Source organism: Kitasatospora sp. NPDC004669 (assembly GCF_040609455.1).
Classification (GTDB): domain Bacteria; phylum Actinomycetota; class Actinomycetes; order Streptomycetales; family Streptomycetaceae; genus Kitasatospora.
In genome coordinates this window covers 1-19738 of the sequence record NZ_JBEXKB010000110.1, presented here as the reverse complement: position 1 = coordinate 19738, position 19738 = coordinate 1, and the positions used below count along the sequence as shown (strand labels likewise).

General features: G+C 72.5%; 22 protein-coding genes. 13 read left to right on the top strand and 9 right to left on the bottom strand.

All coding sequences use genetic code 11. From position 1 onward, the window contains the following. Window positions 1-840: 840 nt before the first annotated feature. From ABZW30_RS43345 to ABZW30_RS43330, 4 genes are all read left to right on the top strand, one after another. On the top strand, window positions 841-1356 hold the full coding sequence (locus tag ABZW30_RS43345) for a DUF302 domain-containing protein (RefSeq protein ID WP_355676835.1): 516 nt from the start codon (window positions 841-843) through the stop codon (window positions 1354-1356). Window positions 1357-1752: 396 nt separating this feature from the next. Beyond that, entirely contained in the window at window positions 1753-2667 is a 915-nt protein-coding gene (locus tag ABZW30_RS43340) for an NAD(P)H-binding protein (protein WP_355676834.1), read from the top strand. A gap of 231 nt (window positions 2668-2898) precedes the next feature. Next, entirely contained in the window at window positions 2899-3213 is a 315-nt protein-coding gene (locus ABZW30_RS43335) for a metalloregulator ArsR/SmtB family transcription factor (protein WP_355676833.1), read from the top strand. Continuing rightward, on the top strand, window positions 3210-3614 hold the full coding sequence (locus ABZW30_RS43330; RefSeq protein ID WP_355676832.1) for an SRPBCC domain-containing protein: 405 nt from the start codon (window positions 3210-3212) through the stop codon (window positions 3612-3614). Before ABZW30_RS43335 ends, ABZW30_RS43330 begins: the two co-directional genes overlap by 4 nt. 13 nt (window positions 3615-3627) lie before the next feature. On the opposite strand, the gene ABZW30_RS43325 is transcribed toward ABZW30_RS43330, so the two are convergent. The 4 genes from ABZW30_RS43325 to ABZW30_RS43310 form a co-directional block, all read right to left on the bottom strand. Further along, window positions 3628-4029: a TIGR03618 family F420-dependent PPOX class oxidoreductase gene (locus ABZW30_RS43325; protein ID WP_355676831.1), complete on the bottom strand. Its 402-nt coding sequence runs from the start codon at window positions 4027-4029 to the stop codon at window positions 3628-3630. A 97-nt stretch (window positions 4030-4126) separates the two neighbouring features. Further along, window positions 4127-4759: an MBL fold metallo-hydrolase gene (locus ABZW30_RS43320; protein ID WP_355676830.1), complete on the bottom strand. Its 633-nt coding sequence runs from the start codon at window positions 4757-4759 to the stop codon at window positions 4127-4129. Beyond that, window positions 4756-5841 (bottom strand): S-(hydroxymethyl)mycothiol dehydrogenase, encoded by a 1086-nt coding sequence (locus tag ABZW30_RS43315; protein WP_355676829.1) that lies wholly within the window; start codon window positions 5839-5841, stop codon window positions 4756-4758. Before ABZW30_RS43315 ends, ABZW30_RS43320 begins: the two co-directional genes overlap by 4 nt. Window positions 5842-5929: 88 nt before the next feature. Then, window positions 5930-7165 carry an RNA-guided endonuclease TnpB family protein gene (locus ABZW30_RS43310; protein WP_355676836.1) on the bottom strand — a complete coding sequence of 412 codons (1236 nt, stop codon included), beginning with the start codon at window positions 7163-7165 and terminating at the stop codon, window positions 5930-5932. Window positions 7166-7190: 25 nt separating this feature from the next. Between ABZW30_RS43310 and tnpA the strand changes: the two genes are divergently transcribed. The 3 genes from tnpA (at window position 7191) to ABZW30_RS43295 (ending at window position 9794) form a co-directional block, all read left to right on the top strand. Continuing rightward, window positions 7191-7622 carry an IS200/IS605 family transposase gene (gene tnpA / locus ABZW30_RS43305; RefSeq protein WP_355676828.1) on the top strand — a complete coding sequence of 144 codons (432 nt, stop codon included), beginning with the start codon at window positions 7191-7193 and terminating at the stop codon, window positions 7620-7622. A gap of 697 nt (window positions 7623-8319) precedes the next feature. Continuing rightward, on the top strand, window positions 8320-9540 hold the full coding sequence (locus ABZW30_RS43300) for a cytochrome P450 (protein WP_355676827.1): 1221 nt from the start codon (window positions 8320-8322) through the stop codon (window positions 9538-9540). Beyond that, window positions 9537-9794, top strand: coding sequence for a ferredoxin (locus ABZW30_RS43295; RefSeq protein ID WP_355676826.1), 258 nt, complete (start codon window positions 9537-9539; stop codon window positions 9792-9794). The genes ABZW30_RS43300 and ABZW30_RS43295 overlap by 4 nt, the downstream gene beginning before the upstream one ends. A 175-nt stretch (window positions 9795-9969) precedes the next feature. Here the strand turns inward: ABZW30_RS43295 and ABZW30_RS43290 are convergent, their stop codons facing one another. After that, window positions 9970-11211, bottom strand: coding sequence for a phosphotransferase (locus ABZW30_RS43290; RefSeq protein WP_355676825.1), 1242 nt, complete (start codon window positions 11209-11211; stop codon window positions 9970-9972). Window positions 11212-11297: 86 nt separating this feature from the next. Here ABZW30_RS43290 and ABZW30_RS43285 point away from each other — a divergent pair, with 86 nt between their 5' ends. Then, complete coding sequence (locus tag ABZW30_RS43285) at window positions 11298-12029, top strand: MBL fold metallo-hydrolase (protein WP_355676824.1); 732 nt, start codon at window positions 11298-11300, stop codon at window positions 12027-12029. On the opposite strand, the gene ABZW30_RS43280 is transcribed toward ABZW30_RS43285, so the two are convergent. The 4 genes from ABZW30_RS43280 to ABZW30_RS43265 form a co-directional block, all read right to left on the bottom strand. Then, entirely contained in the window at window positions 12026-12427 is a 402-nt protein-coding gene (locus tag ABZW30_RS43280; protein ID WP_355676823.1) for a tautomerase family protein, read from the bottom strand. The genes ABZW30_RS43285 and ABZW30_RS43280 overlap by 4 nt on opposite strands. An 81-nt stretch (window positions 12428-12508) precedes the next feature. Then, complete coding sequence (locus ABZW30_RS43275; protein WP_355676822.1) at window positions 12509-12955, bottom strand: hypothetical protein; 447 nt, start codon at window positions 12953-12955, stop codon at window positions 12509-12511. 26 nt (window positions 12956-12981) lie between these two features. Next, the gene (locus ABZW30_RS43270) at window positions 12982-13851 is read right to left on the bottom strand and encodes a PhzF family phenazine biosynthesis isomerase (RefSeq protein ID WP_355676821.1); all 870 of its coding nucleotides are present in this window, start codon (window positions 13849-13851) and stop codon (window positions 12982-12984) included. A gap of 65 nt (window positions 13852-13916) precedes the next feature. Next, complete coding sequence (locus ABZW30_RS43265) at window positions 13917-15014, bottom strand: DUF5937 family protein (RefSeq protein WP_355676820.1); 1098 nt, start codon at window positions 15012-15014, stop codon at window positions 13917-13919. A 246-nt stretch (window positions 15015-15260) separates the two neighbouring features. Here ABZW30_RS43265 and ABZW30_RS43260 point away from each other — a divergent pair, with 246 nt between their 5' ends. The 5 genes from ABZW30_RS43260 to ABZW30_RS43240 all read left to right on the top strand — a co-directional run. After that, window positions 15261-16547: an MFS transporter gene (locus ABZW30_RS43260; RefSeq protein ID WP_355676819.1), complete on the top strand. Its 1287-nt coding sequence runs from the start codon at window positions 15261-15263 to the stop codon at window positions 16545-16547. Window positions 16548-16574: 27 nt separating this feature from the next. Beyond that, window positions 16575-17138 (top strand): hypothetical protein, encoded by a 564-nt coding sequence (locus tag ABZW30_RS43255; protein WP_355676818.1) that lies wholly within the window; start codon window positions 16575-16577, stop codon window positions 17136-17138. Window positions 17139-17215: 77 nt separating this feature from the next. Next, window positions 17216-18019 carry an MBL fold metallo-hydrolase gene (locus ABZW30_RS43250; protein ID WP_355676817.1) on the top strand — a complete coding sequence of 268 codons (804 nt, stop codon included), beginning with the start codon at window positions 17216-17218 and terminating at the stop codon, window positions 18017-18019. A gap of 7 nt (window positions 18020-18026) precedes the next feature. Beyond that, window positions 18027-18458 (top strand): nuclear transport factor 2 family protein, encoded by a 432-nt coding sequence (locus ABZW30_RS43245; RefSeq protein WP_355676816.1) that lies wholly within the window; start codon window positions 18027-18029, stop codon window positions 18456-18458. Window positions 18459-18576: 118 nt separating this feature from the next. Then, on the top strand, window positions 18577-19738 hold a 1162-nt coding region (locus ABZW30_RS43240), incomplete at its 3' end, for an FAD-dependent oxidoreductase (protein ID WP_355676815.1).

Genomic DNA, 19738 nt, shown 5'->3' with positions numbered 1-19738 from the left:
CCGGACCCCGCAGCGGCGGCGCTCGTGGTCGGTGACACAGCGGCGGGGGCGGTGGCACCGAAGGCCGGACTGGTGAGTCCGGCCGCCAGCACGGTCCCCGTCAGGATTGCGACTGTCTTCTGCTTTCCGTTCATTTCGATGGCTCCTTCTCACTGGTGGCAGGCTGTGGCAACCGATGGCCATATCGAATGCGTTGGACCGTTCGGGTGCATCACTTGGACCACTGCGGAGCAGGCGGTCAGCGGAGACTGCGGATCGAGAGGGGAGTCCGTGGCGCATGCCGCCGAGAGGACATCTGCCGCGGAGTCCGACGGGGATTGCAGAGCGACGGGGATTGCGAAACCGGTTCCCGTCTACGGCTTTCTGTGCCGAGGCGGCCGTTGGACGGTCACGACGGGAACGCACCGGGATACCGGCCCGTACGGCGGCACACGTCACCCGTACCGACGTTCGGGAGGATCGATCGGGTGCACATGGTTCTGCAGCCTGATCCCTTCTTCGCGTCATCATGGCCGCACACCGGATAAACAGCCTGCGGGTACTCGATCCACGTCGCAACTCCAACCCGTCTTGCGTGGCGAACCGGTCCATTCGGGCTCCGGCCCGACTCGGGCGAGCGCTCCGGTGGCTCCGGCAGACCTCGCCGCTGCGCCGCTCCCACTGCCCGAGCGAGCCGCCCCCGGGACGCCTGACGTCCAGCGCCGCGTGCGACAGTCAAGAGCTTCGGTCAACCTTGGTGGAGGTACACACCACCGGAGGAGCGTGGTCCATGCCCGCGTCCATCACCCTCGACATCCACAACGTGGAACTGGTCCGCTCCGGCACGGAGGAAGCACAGCCATGACCACGCACACCACGACCGTCGACCACCCCGCCCGGCGCCTCGTCGTGGCGCTCCCGCAGCCGTACGACGCGGCTCGCGAGCAGTACGAGACCCTGGTCCCGGAGGTCGATCAGGCCCGCTTCTTCCAGATGGCCTCCTGGCACGCCACGCGCGAACTCGCCGAGATCAACGCCCCGTACGGGTTCATGCGCTACCACCGCAGCGACGTCACCGCCCTGATGGCCGGATCGCCTTCCCCCTGGAAGGCCACGCAGTACCTGATGGGCAACCACACCATCGCCGAACGCATGTTCCGTCACGACCCATCGGTCATGCTGCACGCGCCGCTGCGCACTCTCCTCTACGCCGACCCCGACGGCGACACGAAACTGGCGGTCGACCAGCCGAGCCTGCTGTTCGCCAGCTACCACGACGAGCGGATCTCCGAAGTCGGTCGCGAACTCGACGCTCTGCTCGCCCGGTTGATCAGCCTACTCGGCGGCGCGATGCCCCCGCAGCTGGCGACCGCGTAGAATCGAGGTCGATGCGGGGTCCGTTGCGGGTGACCGGGTGGAACCCGGCGACGGCACCACGCGGCCGGTCGCGTCGCCCGGTCGTCGGACGCGCGCCGTGGACGGCCTCCACGACCCCACCCGCACCCCGCCCGGCACCCGTGAACCGACCGCCCCGATCGTCGACGCGCCTGCGGCGTACTGCTGCCGCGGGTACGGTGAAGGAGGTGGCGGCCCGGTCTGTGTCGCCGCCGAGGTCGACGATGGTGCCGGCGGCGCATGACGAGGGGCGTCTTCCACGGCACGCTCGCCCTCGCCGCGGGCCGGCTGTGGCCGCGTGGGTGACACGCCGGACAGCCCGCGGGGCCGTCCCGAGCGGACCGGACGCCCGGTCCGGAAGACAGGAGGCGATCGACGATGCGTTCCCAGCCCGTCCTTGTCACCGGCGTTGGTGGCGGCGTCGGCGGAGTCGGACGAACGGTCCTCGACCGGTTGCATGCCGAGGGCGTGCCGGTCCGGGCCCTCGTACACCACGACGACGAACGGGCCTTGGCTCTGCGGGCCATGGCCGGCGTGGACGTGGTGGTCGGCGATCTCACGCGTGGCGCCGACGTGGTGGAGGCGCTGGCGGGCTGCCGCCGGGCCTACTTCGGGATGAGCGTGTCGCCCGCGTACCTGGAGGCTGCGACGACGGTCGCTGCGGCCGCCCGGGAAGGCGGCGGTCTCGAACTGCTGGTGAGCATCTCGCAGATGACGGTCTCGCAGATGGACCTCACCAGCGATACCGAATCCCGGCAACAGCGGCTGCACTGGCTGGCCGAGCACGTCCTCGACTGGTCGGGTGTGCCGGTCGTCCATGTCCGGCCCACGGTGTTCATGGAGAATCCGCTCTTCGCCCGGGTCGCTGTCGCCTCGATCCTGCGCGACCGCACGATCCGCCTCCCGTTCGGCTCCGCCCGGACTTCGCCGGTCGCCGCGGCCGATGTGGCGGAGGTCATCGCACACCTCCTGCTCGACCCGGCTCCGCCGTCCCGCCGCGTCTACGAACTGACCGGAGCGCGCTCCCGCGACATGGCGACCATCGCGGCCGAGTTCTCCACTGCGCTGGGCCGTGCCGTGACCTACGTCGACGTGCCGTACGAGGAGTGGCTGGAACGCGACCTCAAGGAGCAGGACCTGCCGCCCCACGTCCTCGACCACATCGCCACGATGGCGCGGCTGCACCGCGAGAATCGGTACGACCGGGCCACGAACGACGTCGCCGAGCTGCTCGGGCGCCCCCCGCTGGGGTTCGACAGCTTCATCAGGAACACCCCCTCCCTGCAGTCGTAGCAAGGTCACGGATCCGAGGTCACCGGGCCCGAGCGGCGGGGCCCGTCGGCCGCCGAGGGATGTAGTTCGCGGTTTGTCCGCGCCGGTCGCGCCCTGGTCGACGATCGCAACCCGCGTGCCCACACACCGCGGCTGGACCTGCCTTCCGCAGACACACGCTCCGTCGGCCGAAGCCAGAGAATGCGTCGGAAGAAGTTGACACGTCGGAGCCCTCCGACACATGCTGGGGACATGGCGGATGTCGATGTCTTCAGCGCGCTGGCCAATCCCGTACGGCGCAAGCTGTTGGAAGGCCTCCGGGGCGGGCCGCGGGCGGCCGGGGAGCTGGCCGGTGACTTCGAGCTCAGCAGGCCCGCGGTCTCCGAGCACCTGGCGGTGCTCAGGGGCGCGGGGCTGGTGCGCGAGGAGCCGCGCGGGCGGCATCGGTACTACCACCTGGAGCCCGGGCCGCTCGCCGAGGTCGAGGAGTGGCTCCATCCGTTCGAGAAGTACTGGAGGCAGCGGATGCGTTCGCTGCGCGAGCTCCTGGACGAGGAGGGTTCATGACCGAGAAGGCCGCGATCCACTGCGACGAGTTCCTGCCGTACCCACCGGCGCGGGTGTGGGAGGCACTGACCGATCCGGAGCTGCACGCGCGGTGGTGGGCCCCCGGGGACGTGAAGGCGGTGGTGGGGCACCGGTTCACCTTGGACATGGGGCCGTGGGGGCAGCAGCCCTGCGAGGTCGTCGAGGTGGAGGTGGAGCGGCTGCTGAAGTACAGCTTCGCCGAGGGGTCGCTGGACACCACCGTCACCTGGCGGCTGGTGCCCGAGGGGCACGGGACGCGGCTGCTGCTGGAGCACGCGGGCTTCGACCTGGACACCCCGATGGGTCGGCAGGCCCACCAGGGCATGGGGCAGGGCTGGCCCTCCGTGCTGCGCCGGATCGCCCCGGCGCTCGCCGAGTGACCGACCCCGGCGGTCAGGCCCGGCCGAGGACCCGCTCGACGGTGATCTCGATGACCACCCGGTCCGGGTTCTCCCGGGGCGTGCGGTAGCGCTCGGCGTAGCGGCGCTCCGCGTCGGCGACCTGCTCGGGCTGGTCCCGCAGCACGGCGACGCCCTCCAGGGTGGACCAGCGGGCCCGGTCCACCTGGCAGACAGCCACCCGCAGGCCCTCCGGCCCGGCGGCCGCCACGTTGCGGGCCTTGCGGCTGGTGCGGCTGGTGATCACCCGGGCGACGCCCGTCTCCGGCTCGAACGTCACGCCGACCGGCACCACGTGCGGCGAGCCGTCCGGGCGGGTGGTGGTCAGGGTGGAGATGTGCCGCTCGCGCCAGAAGGCGAGGAAGGCTTCGTCGAGGTCGCGCGGGTCATGGGCCATGATCGCGATCGTACGGCCCCCGGGAAACGATCAACTTCCCGGGGGCCGCACCGGTCCGGCTTCCGTGCCCGATCCCGCTTCAGCGCCCGATCCGGGTTCAGTGCCCGCGCGCGATCCACTCCGGCAGGGCCGGGGCCTCGGCGCCGATCGTGGTCGGGTCGCCGTGGCCGGTGCGCACCACCGTCTCGGCCGGGAGCGACAGCAGCCGCTCGCGGATCGACTCGATGATGGTCGGGAAGTGCGAGAACGAGCGGCCGGTCGCGCCCGGGCCGCCGCGGAACAGGGTGTCGCCGGTGAACACGGTGCCCAGCTCGGGCGCGTACAGGCAGACCGCGCCCGGCGCGTGGCCCGGGGTGTGCAGCACGGTCAGCACGGTGCCGGCCACCTCGATCCGCTGCCCGTCGGCGAGTTCGCCGTCCGGAAGCCGCTCGGGGTGGGTGAGCTTCCACAGCGGCAGGTCGTCCGGGTGCAGCAGGATCGGCGCACCGGTGCGCTCGGCCAGGGCCGGGGCGGCGTCGATGTGGTCGTTGTGCGCGTGGGTGGAGACGATCGCCAGCAGCAGCCGCCCACCGAGGGCGGTCTCGATCGCCCCGGCGTCGTGCGCGGCGTCGATCACCACCGCCTCCCGGTCGTCCCCGACGATCCAGACGTTGTTCTCCACCTCCCAGCTGCCGCCGTCCAGCTCGAAGGTCCCGGCGGTGACCAGCCGGTCGATGCGGGCGGAGGTCACAGGATCACCACCGAGCGGAGGACGTCGCCCTGGTGCATGCGCTCGAAGGCCTGCTCCACCGCGTCGAGTTCGATGGTCTCGGTGACGAAGGCGCCGAGGTCCAGGCGGCCCTGGAGGTAGAGGTCGATCAGCATCGGGAAGTCGCGGGACGGCAGGCAGTCCCCGTACCAGGAGGACTTCAGCGCGCCGCCGCGGCCGAAGACGTCGAGCAGCGGCAGCTCCAGGGTCATCTCCGGGGTCGGGACGCCGACCAGGACGACGGTGCCGGCGAGGTCCCGGGCGTAGAAGGCCTGCTGGTAGGTCTCGGGGCGGCCGACCGCCTCCACCACCACGTCCGCGCCGTTGCCGCCGGTGAGTTCGCGGATCGCCTCGACGGGGTCGGTGGTGCGGGAGTTGACGGTGTGGGTGGCCCCGAGCGTGCGGGCCGTCTCCAGCTTGCGGTCGTCGATGTCGACGGCGATGATCTTCGCCGCGCCCGCCAGCCGGGAGCCCAGCACGGCCGCGCCGCCGACGCCGCCGCAGCCGATCACGGCGACCGAGTCGCCCCGGCCGACGTTGCCGGTGTTGATCGCGGCGCCGATGCCCGCCATCACGCCGCAGCCCAGCAGGCCGGCGACGGCCGGCTCGGCGGCCGGGTCGACCTTGGTGCACTGGCCGGCGGCGACCAGGGTCTTCTCGGCGAACGCGCCGATGCCCAGCGCCGGGGACAGCTCGGTGCCGTCCAGCAGTGTCATCTTCTGCTTGGCGTTGTGGGTGTTGAAGCAGTACTGCGGGCGGCCGCGCTTGCAGGCGCGACACTGGCCGCACACCGCGCGCCAGTTGAGGACGACGAAGTCACCGGGCTCGACCTCGGTGACGCCCTCGCCGACCGACTCCACGATGCCCGCGGCCTCGTGGCCGAGCAGGAACGGGAACTCGTCGTTGATGCCGCCCTCGCGGTAGTGGAGGTCGGTGTGGCAGACGCCGCAAGCCTGGATCCGGACCACCGCCTCGCCCGGCCCCGGGTCCGGCACCACGATCGTGGTCACCTCCACGGGCGCGCCCTTGGCGCGCGCGATGACAGCCTTGACCTGCTGGGGCATCCGATTCCACCTCCGTCGGCCGGTGCGGCTCTGCACCGGCGTGACCTGCGACAAACGACTGCAGAAGAACTTTGACATCCTCGCCCACCTAAAGGAGGGCGATTCCCGTCTGACCCGCCGTTGTCGGGCGGGGCTCCGGGTGGGTTCCTGCTTCACCGCGCTGCGCCGGAACACGTTCCGGTCCTACCTGCGCTCCACAGGCTGACGCCGCCAGTCCGGCGGCCTTGGCGACGTTGACCGCCGCGTTGATGTCCCGATCGAGGACGGTCCCGCACGCCCCGCACGTCCATACGCGGATGCCGAGGGGCTTGGGGCCGTCCTTGACGCCGCAGTTCGAGCAGACCTGCGAGGTCGGTTCGAAGCGGCCTATGCGCTGGAAGGCGCGCCCGTACCGGCCGGCCTTGTATTCCAGCATGGTGACGAACGCCGACCATCCGGCGTCGTACACGGACTTGGCCATGCGGGTGCGGGCGAGTCCCTTGACCGCCAGGTCTTCCACGGCGACCGCTTGGTTCTCGCGGATCAATTCGGTGGAGAGCCGGTGGTGGAACTCGCGCCGCGCATCGGCCACCCGGCCGTGAGCGCGGGCGACCTTGACACGGGCCTTGTCCCGGTTCTTCGACCCCTTCGCCTTGCGGCTCAGAGCCTGCTGTGCGCGCTTCAGTTTCTTCTCCGCGCGACGCAGGAACCTCGGGCCGTCAATCTTCCGGCCGTCCGAGAGCACGGCGAAATGGGTGAGGCCCAGGTCGATGCCGACCGTGGCGTCAGCCTCGGGCATCAGCTCAAGGTCGGCGGCCGGGTCGGTCTCGACCACGAAGGAGGCGAAGTACCGCCCGGCGGCGTCCTTGACCACGGTCACCGTGGATGGCACCGACGGCAGGGACCGCGACCACTTCACCCGTACGTCGCCGATCTTCGGCAGGCGCAGCTTCCCGCCGTCGGTGATTCTCCACCCGGCATTGGCGGTGAAGCGGATCGCCTGCCGGTTGTCCCGGCGGGACTTGAACCGGGGTGGTCCCGTCTTCGGGCGCTTGCCCTTGATGCCGTCGAAGAAGTTCCGGTATGCGGTGTCCAGGTCCCGCAACGACTGTTGCAGGATCACCGACGACACCTCGCCGAGCCATGCACGCTCGGGGGTCTTCTTCGAGGCCGTCAGCCGTTTGGAAAGCTCGGCCGACGTGACGAACGGTAGCCCAGCGACGCGGGTGTCCTCACGGACGCGGAGCGCGTCATTGAAGACCACCCGAGCACACCCGAACGACCTTGCCAGCGACGCGCACTGACCGGCACTCGGGTAGGTGCGGAAGCCGTACCGAAGCTGCACGATGGTCACCGTAGCATCTTGGTTCATGTCACCGCGATGGAAGCCAAATCCCAATGTGCGCACTGGTCGTCACGTCGTCCACAACCTGCACGTCCACTTGGTTTTTGTCACGAAGTACCGGCGCGGGGCCTTCACCGACGCCATGCTGACCCGCTGCGAAGAGGTCATGCGGGACGTGTGTACGGACTTCGAGGCCGAGTTGAAGCAGTTCAACGGCGAGCAGGATCACGTACACCTGCTGGTGCACTACCCGCCCAAGGTCCAGCTCTCCAAGCTGGTCAACAGTCTCAAGGGCGTCAGTTCCCGCAGGCTCCGACAGGAGTACGGCAGCCACGTCCGCCGCTACCTGTGGGACGGCCGCTTCTGGTCCGGCTCGTACTTCGCAGGCTCATGCGGCGGTGCGTCTCTCACCGTCGTACGCCAATACATCGAGAATCAGCAACGCCCGACGGCCTGACGCCATCCCAGGGGCACAGAGAATCTCGGCGCTCCGCGCCTCCGGGTGAGGGATGGCCTTCACCTCCGGCGTAAACGCAGGAGCACTGGCCAAGATCAGAGGTAAAAGGACTCCAGTGGATCTGCCCACGAAGCGTAGCGCCCACCCGGTCGGCCGCCCTCGGACCGGGTCGGGTGATCCGCCTCATCGCATGTGCCAGGCGCATATCCGTCGCCTGACCACGTCTCACGCGGCGCCCGCCCCGGCGCGGCTCCGCATCAGGGGCGCGTGGGTGACGCCGAGCGCCCGTCAGCGTGCAACGAACTGCCTGGAAAGCGCCGCCGTTGGCTGGAAGTGCCGCAGACGGGTGGCCCGCCGCCCACGTACGGTCGTAGCAGAAGCGGTCCACGCGACCACGCTCAGCACACCCGCCCCACCTGACGGCACGCCACCGCGCGCCGCCCGTGCCGGGCGCGTACCGACCGTACGCCTCCGCACGTTTCGCGCCACCCGCGCACGGGCCCGCGCCCCTGCGCGAGCTGCGTCCCCGGTCCACCCGAACCCCGGTCCTGAGGCCCCGAGGATCCGGCTGTCCACCCAACACCCCCCGGCCCCGAGTCGAGCCGCCCCGGCCGAACCGCCCGTCCCCCGCACGATCCCGGATCACCCCCCGTCGGACCGCCCCGCGCGGCCCGCTGACCTGGAGTCTGGAGTACGGATGTCCACCGAGAACAGTGCGACCGGTGCCGGCACCGGCACCGCCCCGCTCCCCCCGCTGCACTGCCTGCGCCACCTGGAACCCGGCCCGCCGCGGCTCGCCGTGCTGCCCACCGGCACCCCGGTCTGGCTGGTCAGCCGGCATGCCGACGTACGGCAGGTGCTCACCGATCCGAGGATGGGCCGCGCCCCGCTCTACGCGCCGGACGCCCCGCCGGTCACGGTCACGCCGAACATCCTGGACGACCCGCAGAGCATGCTGAACATCGACGGCAGCGAGCACCAGCGGCTGCGCCGCACCGTGCAGCGGGCGTTCACCCCGCGCGCGATCGCCCGCTGGAAGCCCTGGGTGGCCTCGGTGGTCGAGTCGCTGATCGACGAGCTGATCGAGCACGGCTCCCCCGCCGACATCGTCGCCGCCTACACCCGTCCACTGCCGGTCGCGGTGATCAGCCGTCTGATGGGGCTGGACAACCTCGACAGCAAGCGGCTCGCCCACTGGAGCGACCACGCCCTGTCCACCACCGCCTACACCGCCGAGGCGATCGGCACCGCGATGACCGAGTTCTCCGCCTTCGGCGCCGAGGTGATCGCCGAGCGCCGCGCCGCCCCCGGCGAGGACCTGGTCAGCAGCCTGCTCGCGGCCGCCGCCGAGGACGGCTCGATCGCCGAGGGGCAGCTGATCGCGCTGGTCATCGGTCTGGTGGTGGCCGGGCACGAGACCACGATGACCAGCCTCGGCAACGCCCTGGTCTACCTGCTGGAGGACGGCCGCGAGGCCTGGCAGCGGCTCGCCTCCGACGAGACCAGCGCCGCCGCCGCGACCGAGCAGATCCTGCGCGCCGTCCCGCTCGGCGACGCCCAGGAGCACATGCCCGGACTGCTGCGCCGCACGGTGGAGGATGTGGAGATCGGCGGGGTGGTGATCCCGGCCGGCAGCGTGGTGGCCGCCGACGCCAACGCCGCCAACCAGGACCCGGCGGTCTACACCGGGGACCTGAGCACCGAGCTGTTCTCCCCGCTGGCCGCGCCGATGCTCACCTTCGGTGCCGGCCCGCATCACTGCCTGGGCGCCTGGCTGGCCCGGATGGAGCTCGAACTCGCCCTGCACCGGCTGGCCCGTCGGCTGCCCGCGCTGCGGATGGCCGACCCGGTGGACCGGATCGACTGGCGGCGCGGACTGCTCACCCGCAGCCCCAACGCGCTGCGGGTCGCCTGGTGACGGGCTCCGCGGAGGCCGAGGCCGTGGTGGTCCGGGTCGACCGGGACCGGTGCATCGGCTCCGGGATGTGCGCGCTGAGCGCCCCCGGCTCGCTGGTCCTGGACGCCGACGGCCGGGCCCAGCCGGTGGCCGAATACGCCGACCGCGGAGCCGAGTTGACGGACGGGCTGGCCAAGGCGGTCGAGTTCTGCCCGGTCGAGGCACTCGCCCTCCACTCGGCGCGTGGCGGGTACCGGATCGCCCCGGCGGAGTAGCGGCCCCCGGTCCGCCGGGTACCCCCGGTGCCGACCGGCTCTGCTCGGCGCCGTCCCGGCCCACCGGGTGCCACCCGGTGCCGCCTGCTGCGACTGCGGCAGCAGGCGGCAGGCGGCACCGGGGCTCTTCCGGCGCGGTGTCCTGCCAGGATCCTGAACCGACCTTCCGTCTCGTCTAGGACGGCTGCGCGCAGGCGAGCACGGCGCGCAGCTCCGCGGCCGGGTCGCCCTCGTGGTACGGGCGTTCGCTGGGCTCGATGTGGTCCAGGAACTCCTGGTAGCGCAGCGCGTAGGACAGGTGGTAGAGCGGCTCGGCGAGGTCCAGTGCCCGGTGCGGGTCCGAGCCGGGGGCGTGCTGCCGCCAGGCGTTCGCCCAGACCCGGGCGTGGTGCTGCCAGGCCTCCGGGGTGAGGTAGGCACGGGGGCGCAGGCCGTCCAGGGCGGGGTGGCCGAGGCAGGCGTCGGCGTAGTCGACGACGACCGAAGTCGCGCCGTCGGAGCGCCAGTTGCCCGGGTGGAAGTCGCCGTGCACCAGTGTCTCCGGGAGACCGCAGGCGGCCAGCCGGTCCAGCAGCCCGGGGAGGTTCTCAGCGGCGAAGGCCCGGAGACGGCCCAGTTCCTCGGGCGTCATGTCGGTCACGGAGGGGAGCCGGTCCAGCAGTGCCCTCAGCTGGGCGAGCAGCGTGCCGGGTGTACGGTCGCGCAAGCCCGCGAGGGCGGCTCGACGGTCGGCGAGTGTCGCCTGGGCGGCCACCAGGCGGGGGACGACGTCGGCGACGGTGGCTGCGGACGGGCTCCAGCAGTCCTCGCCGGGGACGTGGTCGAGCAGCAGCCGCCCGCGCGCCGGGTCGGCGGCGAGGACGGTCGGGACGAGGGACGGGTCGACGCCCCCGAGCAGTGCGATGACCTCGCCCTCACGGGCGTTGAAGGCGGGGGTGGTGGTCTTCAGCCACGCGCCGGTGCCGGTGGCGGTGGGGAGGCGGAAGAGGCCGGAGAGGTTCCAGGTCCGGATCTGCCGGGCAGGTGCGGCAGTCGGGCGACCCACCGCCGCGAGCTCCGCCTCCGCCCAGGCCAGGGCCTCGCGCACACCCTCCGGCGTCGCCCAGGCCGCGCGCAGCGGGTCGGGGGCGAGCAGTGCGGCCGTTTCGCCGTCCAGGGGGCGGGAGTTGAGTGCCGTCGGCCGCCGAATCGCCTCGGCGTGGTAGCGGACCAGGCCGCCGTGGCCCGGGTCCTCACTGTGCCCGTCGATCAGCCGCGCCACGAGCACAGGCACCCCGGCCAGCTCGGTCGCCCGGGTGACCACCCCGTCGACGGAGGACCACCAGCCGAGCTCCACCTCGAACGGGCCCAACTGCCCGAAGTAATCGTTCCCGTAGGTGAGATCGACCGTCACGGACCGGCTGTTCGCTCGCTGCATCCGGGCAGCTTCACCCACGGAGACACCCGGACGCGAACGGTTTTCCGGCGCGACCGACGCCTGCGGGCACGTGAGATCATCGGCCGGTGCGCAGACTGACGGTGCTGGGAACGTGTGGCGCCTGGCCCGAGGCCGGGCGGGGTGCCAGCGGCTTCCTGGTGGAGTACGACGGGTTCCGGCTGGTGCTGGACCTCGGCTACGCGACCTTCCCCCGGCTGCAGGAGCACTGCGGTGCCGGACAGTTGGACGCTGTGGTGATCACCCACGAGCACCCCGACCACTGCGCGGACCTCAGCGCCCTGTGCCGCGCCCGCTACTTCGCGGAGCAGCGCGGCGCCCGGCTGCCGCTCTACTGCCCGCCCGGGGTGATCGCCCGGGTCCAAGCAATGGAGCCGACCGAGGACCTCCCCGATGTCTTCGACATCCACCCGCTCCCGTCCGGCAGCCACCACCTCGGGCCGTTCCGGCTCGACTCCGCACCGCTGCCGCATCATGTCCCGCACGCGGGCGTGCGGTTGGCCGCGCCCGGGCTCACCCTCACCTACAGCGGCGACGCCGGACCTTCCACAGAACTTGTCCAACTCGCCGCAGAGGCCGACCTGTTCATCGCCGGAGCCACCCTTCACGGCCCCGACCGCGACCCCCTCCTGCTGAGCACCGTCGAAGCCGGAGCCTGGGCCACCCGCGCCCGCGCGAAGCGCCTGCTCCTCACCCACTTCTGGCCTGGCAGCGACCGCACCCGGTGGACGGCGGAGGCCGCGAGCGGGTTCGCGGGCGAGGTGATCGCGGCCGAGGAGGGCATGGTGCTCCCCCTCTAACGCTCCGGACCGGCGGACGGGGCGTACTGGGCCAGGCCGTTGCCGAGGGACCAGTCGATCGACGCGTTCTCGGTGAGCGTGACGAACACGTTCCGCGGCTCGGTGCCCGCGTACTGCTCGGCGAGTTCGGCGATCCGCCGGTACAACGCCCGCTTCTGGTCGGGGGACCGGCCGGCACGCAGGGTGATCGCGATGTAGACGATGCCCTCGTCGCGGTGCACGCCGAGGTAATCGCCGTAGCGCAGCGCGCTGTTGGCGCCGTCGTGGCCGACCAGCACCTGGAAGTTGTCCTCCGGCGGGATGCCGATGGTGTCCATCAGGGCCTCGTGCACCGCGCGGCCGAGCGCGTCCAGCCGTGCGGCGTCGGCTCGCAGGGCGTCGATCCGGACAAAGGGCATCTCGGCTTCCTCTCCGCCGGTCGGCCGGGACCGATTCACTCACACACGCCCGTACATACTAGTAGGTACAAGAGCGTGCACTCAACTGCCCACCGACGCATAGAGGCTGTACAGCACCCATCCGTCCGCCGCCGACTGACGACGCGTGAAGACCGCGGAGACGCCGGACTCGGTCAGGACGGCGGCCTGGTCGTCGAAGGTCAGCGCCTCGTCGTGGCGCCAGGCGCAACCGAGCCTGCCGAGTCCGTCGAGCACGGCCGTGCGGCTCAGGCCTTCGACCTGTGCCCCGGCCGCCGCTCCCAGCCAGGAGGGGGGCGAGAAGCAGCCGTCCACCGAGTCGAAGCCCAGCAGCCGCACCGTCCGGTCAGGGCCGACCCACAGTTCCAGGCTGCCGTCCTTGAACGGCGACGACGTAGGCCCGGCCAGGCCCAGTAGCCGGTCCGCCTCCGAGCTCGGCATGCCGAGCCGGAGCGGGCCGATCCGACCGGTGGCCGCGAAGGAGAACATGGATTCCAAGAGCGTGGTCACCGGCCGGAGGCTAGCGCGAAGCCGTTCTACGGGATCGCCACCGCCGCGCCGGAGACCCGTACCCGGGTGTCCTCCGCGCTCAGCTCGACCCGCAGCACGCCCGGGCGGCCCAGGTCCTCGCCCTGGTGCAGCGTCAGGACCGTCGGGGCCGTGACCGCGCCCTGCTCGCGCAGGTACGCGCCGAAGGCGGCGGCCGCGGCGCCGGTGGCCGGGTCCTCGACCACGCCGCCGACCGGGAAGGGGGCGCGGACGTGGAAGACCTCGGGGGCCTCACGCCAGGCGAGTTGCAAGGTGGTCAGGTCGCGGGCGCGCATGTAGGCGGCCAGCCCGTCGAAGTCGTAGTCGAGTCGGGCCAGGCGGGAGCGGGTGCCGGCGGCGAGGACCAGGTGCCGGGCTCCGGCGTAGGCGATCCGCGGGGGCAGGGCCGGATCGAGGTCGGCGGCGGACCAGCCGAGCAGGGCGAGCGCCTCCGCGATGTCGGCGTCCGGCACCTCCTCGGTCTTCGGCTCGACGCTGGTGAGGGTCGCCCGCAGCAGGCCGTCGGTGCCTCGCTCGACCTCGACCGGGACGTCACCGGCCGCCGTGGTGAACACGTACCGCCCGGGGCCGGTCCGCTCGGCCAGCGCGACGGCGGAGGCGACGGTCGCGTGCCCGCAGAACGGCACCTCGGCGAGCGGGCTGAAGTAGCGTACGCGGTAGGAGCCTTGGAGATCCCCCGCCGTGAGGAAGGCGGTCTCGGAGTACCCGAGCTCGGCGGCGATCGCGAGCATCCGCTCGTCGGTCAGTCCGGTGGCGTCGAGCACCACGCCGGCCGGATTTCCGCCCTCGGGGCGGGTGGAGAAGGCGGCGTAACGGAGGATCTCGGACGGGGCAACAGCGGCAGCGTCATCGGTCATGACCGGACGAACGAGTTCCGGGCAACTCCTGTTCCCGCCGGTACGGCTGTTCCCGTCGCGACAACTCACCGCAGCAGCGCCTCCAGGAAGTCCGAGCCGAGCCGGGCGCTGCCTGCCAGGTCCAGCTGGTAGAGCATGTACCGTCCGCGCCGCTCGGTGATGAGCAGCCCGGCCTTGCGCAGCACGGCCAGGTGGCGGGAGACCTCGGGGGCGCTGAGCTGCCAGGCGGTGGCGAGTTCGCCGGTGGTGTGCGGGCCGCGGGCGATGGTACGGGCGAGGCGCAGCCGGATCGGGTGGGCGAGCGCCTCCAGGCGCTGCTGGACGAGGGCGAGCGAGACGGGCTCGGCCACCCCGGCCTCGGCGACGGGGTACTGGAGGACGGGCCGCCAGCCGTAGGCGTACACGGCCAGCAGGTGGGGACGGCCGAAGACGGTGGGGATGAAGGTGACGCCCCCGGCGGCGGTGCCGCTGGTGGTGCTGTCCTGGAGCTTGTCGATGACGATCCGCCGCCGCCCGTCGCTGCCCTGGTCGAGGCTGACGGACGGCGAGAGGTCGCCGACGGCCTCGGCGAGGCCGCGGCGGGCGAGCAGGTCGGCCTTGCGCCGGGCGTCGGCGGCGAGGTCGGGCAGGACGCGCCGCCAGGCGTCGGCGAAGAACGCGGACTCGCAGTCCTCCAGCATCCGCCGCACCAGGGCCCGGACGGTGGTCGGGTCGGCGAGCAGCCGGTCGGCGAAGGCCGCCTGCCGGGGGCCTCGGGCGAGGGCGAGGTCGCGGGCCCGCTCGTTGGCGGCGGGGTCGGTGAGCGGGGAGGCCATCGGACGGGTGAAGCGGGAGGCGCCGCAGGTGGTGACGAGGGCACCGGCGACGAACTGCTCGTCGTCGATCCGGTCGACGGCGTCGAGTTCCTCGGCGAGGGTGGCGCCGGGCAGGCCGGGGACGAGGAAGTCGGCGCGCGAGGAGCGCCAGAGGAAGTCGGCCTCCAGCAGCCGCTCGGACAGCTCCGGCGGGATCGTCGCGGCGGTGCAGCTCACCCAGCCGTGCAGCGCGGGGTGGTGCGCGGGCTCGGCGAGCACGTGCAGCATGGCGTTCAGCTCGGCGAGCGGGGACGGCGAGAAGAGCAGGCGCTCCTCGGGCAGGCCCGTGATGTCGATCGTCACACTCATGCGCCCACCTCGCTGCGCTCGGCAGGGGCATTCGCCCACACGCACCCCTCGATGATTCGCTCGCTCCGCTCACTCACGCGCCCACCTCGCTGCGCTCGGCAGGGGCATTCGCCCACACGCACCCCTCGATGATTCGCTCGCTCACGCGACCGATCCTGCCACCCCCGGAAACCACGTCCCGCGTCGATTGACGCTAACCGTCAATCGACGTGCCAGGCGCCCCCACCAGGGCAGACCGTACCGGCCATGAGTGTGATCCAGGAGAAGTCCGTCCATGACCACGCCGCCGCCCCCAAAGGCGAGCGGCCCGCCCTTCCGATCGGTACCGGCCGCGGCGGCCCGTCCGCTCTGCTGAGCCTGATCACGGCCGCCGGTGGTCCCCGGTACGCGGTGGCGCTGGCGGTGGACGCGGTGGGCGGCGGGATGCTGCGTCCGTTCCTGCTGCTGTTCGGCGTCGAGGTGCTGCACCTGCGTGCCGGGGCGGTCGGGTTGGCGCTGTCGGCCGGGATGGTGGCCGGTCTGCTGATGGTGCCGCTGACCGGTCGTTGGATCGACCGCGGCGCCCGCACCCTGCCCGCCGCGGTGACGCTGGTGTTGCGGGCGGCGGGCGCGCTCACCCTTCTCACGGCTGACGGGCTGGCGCCGTTCACACTGGCGGCCGTGCTGTTCGGGGTGGGCAGCCAGTCCTGGCCGACCGCCCACGCCGCCGTGGTGAGCACGCTGACCGAGGGGCGGCTGCGGGACGCCGCGCTGGCCGCCGGGCGGTCGGTGCGCAACGCCGGTCTGGGCACGGGCGCACTGCTGGCCGCGGTGGCGGTGGCGGGCGGTGCGGACGCGATCCGGGTGTTGGCCGGGGTGACGGGCGTGGCCTGCCTGGTCGCCGCCGTGTTGGTGGGGTCGCTGCGGGTTCGGGCACCGCAGAAGGTGGCCGAACAGGCGGGGGACACCGGGGCGACGGGCGAGCGGCTGCGCCGGATCACCCTGCTGAGCCTCGCCAATCTGCCGTACGCCTTCTGCTTCGACGTGCTGGAGGTGGCCCTGCCCGCGCTGCTGGTGCTGCAGCTGCACGCCTCCCCGGCCTGGTCCTCGGGGGTGTTCGTGGGCAACACCGTGCTGGTGATCGCGCTGCAGCTGGCGCTGGTGCTGCGGTTGGCGAACCGCTCGCGGCGGGGCGTGCTGGCGGCGGCGGGGGCGGTGCTGGCGGTCTCCTACCTGGGGTTCTGGGCGGCCGGATCGCTGGGCGGGACGCCGGGGGCGGCGGGCATCGCGGTGGTGTCCGTGCTGTACACGCTGGGCGAGATCCTCTACAGCGGCTCGGGTACGGCCCTGGTGACGGCCTCGGCCCCACCGCACCTGCTCGGGCGGGCGCTGGCGCGTTGGGAGCTGTCCAGCGGGGTCGGCCGGGCGGCGGCGCCGGCGGTGCTGACGGCACTGCTGGCCACCGGGCCCGGGTCGCTGTGGGCCTGCCTCGCCGTCACCACGGCGGTCGGGGCGCTGGCGGTGCTGCGGCTGGGACCGGCCGAGACCGAGTAGCCCGAGCCGAATGGGATGATCATCAGCATGGCCCTCACCCCGTTCCAGCAGCAGCTCCACGACCGGATCACCGCCGCCACCGAGGTGACGCCCCCGCCGAGGCCCTGGCGGTCCGTCGGCCGGGGCCTGATCCCGGTCGGCGCGCTACAGGGCATCGGCTTCGCCGTACACCCGGAGACCGGACACGACCTGGTGCTGACGGTCTCCAGCAGCGGGCACGGCCTGTTCGACGCGGTGACCGGCGAGAAGCTGGAGCGCGAGTACGACCCCGAGGAGGACCCGACCGGTCCGGACCTCTCCTGCCCCGGCATCGGCCCGGTCGCAGACCTCCGGATCCCGGTGGCCGGGATGTGGGGCGGCGGCCTGCACAACGGGGCCGCGGGCGGCTGGGGTGTCGAGGTGATCTCCCCGGAGTGGCCGAGCCACCGCGTCCTGCTGACGGCCGGCCCCTGGAGCGGCGAGCACGGCACGGCGTGGTGGCACGTCTTCCACGCGAGCTGGTCCGAGTTGCGCGCCACCGGCTTCTCCCCCACCGGCCGCACCCTCGCGGTGGCCACCAGCAGCGACCTCACGCTCTGGACCCGGCACTGACCTTCCGGATGCGGACCGGGCACCCACCGCTGATGCTTGCGACGAGGCGTGCCCGGCCCGAGGAAGGACTCCCTAGCATGAGCGCACTCGAGTTCGAGATCATCGACAGCCCCGACAGCTCGCTCAACAAGACCTCCGTCCTGGTCACCGGACCGAACGACGCCCTGCTGGTCGACGCCGGGTTCACCCGCTCCGACGGGCGCCGCCTGGTCGAGCGGGTCCGCGCCAGCGGCAAGCGGCTGACCACCGTCTTCGTCAGCCACGGCGACCCGGACTTCTACTTCGGCGCCCAGGAGGTCCAGGACGCCTTCCCGCAGGCCCGCTTCCTGGCCACCGCCAGCACCGTCGAGCACATCCAGGAGACCTTCGACGCCAAACTGCGCGCCTGGTCCCACCTGGGCCCCGAGCTGCCCACCCGGCTGGTCCGGCCCGAGGTGATGCCCGGGGACGAGATCGTCTTCGAGGGCCACCGGTTCGAGGTGCGCGGCGCCGACTTCCACCTGCCCGACCGGCACTACCTCTGGCAGCACCACCACCGCGCGGTGCTCGGCGGGGTGCTGCTCTTCGAGGGCCTGCACGTGTGGACGGCCGACACCCCGTCGTCCGCTCAACGCTCCGCCTGGATCGACCTGTTGGACGGCATCGAGGCGCTCCACCCGACCTGGGTCGCGGCCGGCCACCGGGTCGCCGACGCGCCCACCGACCTGAACGCCATCGACCACACCCGCGCCTACCTGCGCGCCTTCGAGACCGAACTCGGCCGGGCCGCCGACGCGGCCGCCGCCAAGGAGGCGCTGGAGCGGCGCTTCCCGGAGCTGGGGCTGCTGATCGCGGTCGACCTCGGCACCAAGGTCGCCATGGGCGAGATGGCCTGGGGTTGAGCGCGCGATGATCGAGATCCCCCGGGACGTCGCCGGCTTCGCCGAGTCCGCCGCCCCCGCCGACGTGGTCCGCCGCCAGTACCTGGCCTCCGCCCGGGGCGACCTGTCCGCGCTGCGCGCCACCCTCGCCGAGGACGTCGAGTGGACCGAGATGGCGGGCTTCCCGCTGGCCGGCACCCACCGCACCCCGAAGGGTGTCACCGCCAACGTCATGGAGCGCCTGGCCGCCGAGTGGGACGGCTGGACGGCGCACGACGACACCTACGTGGTGGACGGCGAGAACGTCGTCGTCCTGGCCCGCTACACGGCCGTCCACAAGGGCACCGGAAAGCCGCTCGCGGTCCGGGTGGCCCACCACTTCACCGTGCGCGGCGGCCGGATCGTCCGCTTCGAGCAGTTCACCGACACCGCCCTGGTCAGGGACGCGATGACCGCGTAGGCCCACGCGTTCACCCGAACGGGCGAGCATGACGCGGCGCGCCCGTCGCGGTCTCGACAGGCCACCCGCACGGCGGCAGGCTGACCCGTGATCTGCGGCGGAGAGCAAGGAGTTGAGCATGGCGGGCACGGCTGGCACGACCGGAGCGGGCGGCACGACCGGAGCGAGCGGCACGACCGGAGCGAGCGGCGCGACCGGAGCGGCCAACGGGCGTGAGCGTCCGATCGTGATCGTCGGGGCGTCCCTGGGCGGCGCCAAGGCGGCCGAGGCGCTGCGCGAGGCCGGGTACCGGGGCGGCATCGTCCTGGTCGGCGAGGAGCACGAGCGCCCGTACGAGCGGCCCCCGCTGTCCAAGGGCTACCTGCTCGGCAAGGAGTCCCGGGAGAAGATCTACGTCCACCCGCCGCAGTGGTACGCCGAGCACGACGTCACGCTGCGCCTGGGCACGCCGGTGGCCGCGATCGACCCGGCCGGGCACACCATCACCCTCGCCGACGACGGCCGGGTCGAGTACGCCAAGCTGCTGCTGACCACCGGCTCGGTGCCGCGCCGGCTCCCCGTACCCGGCGCCGACCAGGACGGCGTGTTCTACCTGCGCCAGGTCGAGGACAGCGACCGGATCAAGGCGGCGCTGCGCCCCGGCGCCCGGATCGCGGTGGTCGGCGCCGGTTGGATCGGCCTGGAGGTCGCGGCCGCCGCCCGTGCGGCGGGCGCCGAGGTGACCGTCCTGGAGGCCATGGAGCTGCCGCTGCTGCGGGTGCTGGGCCGGGAGGTCGCCCAGGTCTTCGCCGACCTGCACCGCGACCACGGCGTGGAGCTGCGTTTCGGCGTCCAGGTCAGCGAACTCACCGGCACCGGCGGCACGGTGAGCGGCGTGAGGCTCGGCGACGGCACCGAGGTGGCGGCCGACGCGGTGGTGGTCGGCATCGGTATCTCCCCCGCCACCGGACTCGCCGAGGCGGCCGGGCTGGAGGTCGACAACGGCATCAAGACCGACGGGCAGCTACGCACCTCGGACCCGGACGTCTACGCGGCCGGCGACGTGGCCAACGCCTTCCACCCCCTGTTCGCCCGGCACATCCGGGTCGAGCACTGGGCCAACGCCCTCAACCAGCCGCAGACCGCCGCCCGGGCGATGCTCGGGCAGCCGGACGCGGTCTACGACCGGATCCCGTACTTCTTCACCGACCAGTACGACCTCGGGATGGAGTACGTCGGCTACGTCGAGCCGGGCGGCTACGACCGGGTGGTGTTCCGCGGCGACCCGGCCACCCGCGAGT

What these genes read in the sequence shown, in the direction of transcription:
- ABZW30_RS43345 (WP_355676835.1), top strand. Translation starts at nt 841, where the DNA reads ATGACCACGCACACCACGACCGTCGACCACCCCGCCCGGCGCCTCGTC.
- ABZW30_RS43340 (WP_355676834.1), top strand. Translation starts at nt 1,753, where the DNA reads ATGCGTTCCCAGCCCGTCCTTGTCACCGGCGTTGGTGGCGGCGTCGGC.
- ABZW30_RS43335 (WP_355676833.1), top strand. Translation starts at nt 2,899, where the DNA reads ATGGCGGATGTCGATGTCTTCAGCGCGCTGGCCAATCCCGTACGGCGC.
- ABZW30_RS43330 (WP_355676832.1), top strand. Translation starts at nt 3,210, where the DNA reads ATGACCGAGAAGGCCGCGATCCACTGCGACGAGTTCCTGCCGTACCCA.
- ABZW30_RS43325 (WP_355676831.1), bottom strand. Translation starts at nt 4,029, where the DNA reads ATGGCCCATGACCCGCGCGACCTCGACGAAGCCTTCCTCGCCTTCTGG.
- ABZW30_RS43315 (WP_355676829.1), bottom strand. Translation starts at nt 5,841, where the DNA reads ATGCCCCAGCAGGTCAAGGCTGTCATCGCGCGCGCCAAGGGCGCGCCC.
- tnpA (WP_355676828.1), top strand. Translation starts at nt 7,191, where the DNA reads ATGTCACCGCGATGGAAGCCAAATCCCAATGTGCGCACTGGTCGTCAC.
- ABZW30_RS43300 (WP_355676827.1), top strand. Translation starts at nt 8,320, where the DNA reads ATGTCCACCGAGAACAGTGCGACCGGTGCCGGCACCGGCACCGCCCCG.
- ABZW30_RS43290 (WP_355676825.1), bottom strand. Translation starts at nt 11,211, where the DNA reads ATGCAGCGAGCGAACAGCCGGTCCGTGACGGTCGATCTCACCTACGGG.
- ABZW30_RS43280 (WP_355676823.1), bottom strand. Translation starts at nt 12,427, where the DNA reads ATGCCCTTTGTCCGGATCGACGCCCTGCGAGCCGACGCCGCACGGCTG.
- ABZW30_RS43270 (WP_355676821.1), bottom strand. Translation starts at nt 13,851, where the DNA reads ATGACCGATGACGCTGCCGCTGTTGCCCCGTCCGAGATCCTCCGTTAC.
- ABZW30_RS43265 (WP_355676820.1), bottom strand. Translation starts at nt 15,014, where the DNA reads ATGAGTGTGACGATCGACATCACGGGCCTGCCCGAGGAGCGCCTGCTC.
- ABZW30_RS43260 (WP_355676819.1), top strand. Translation starts at nt 15,261, where the DNA reads ATGAGTGTGATCCAGGAGAAGTCCGTCCATGACCACGCCGCCGCCCCC.
- ABZW30_RS43255 (WP_355676818.1), top strand. Translation starts at nt 16,575, where the DNA reads ATGGCCCTCACCCCGTTCCAGCAGCAGCTCCACGACCGGATCACCGCC.
- ABZW30_RS43250 (WP_355676817.1), top strand. Translation starts at nt 17,216, where the DNA reads ATGAGCGCACTCGAGTTCGAGATCATCGACAGCCCCGACAGCTCGCTC.
- ABZW30_RS43245 (WP_355676816.1), top strand. Translation starts at nt 18,027, where the DNA reads ATGATCGAGATCCCCCGGGACGTCGCCGGCTTCGCCGAGTCCGCCGCC.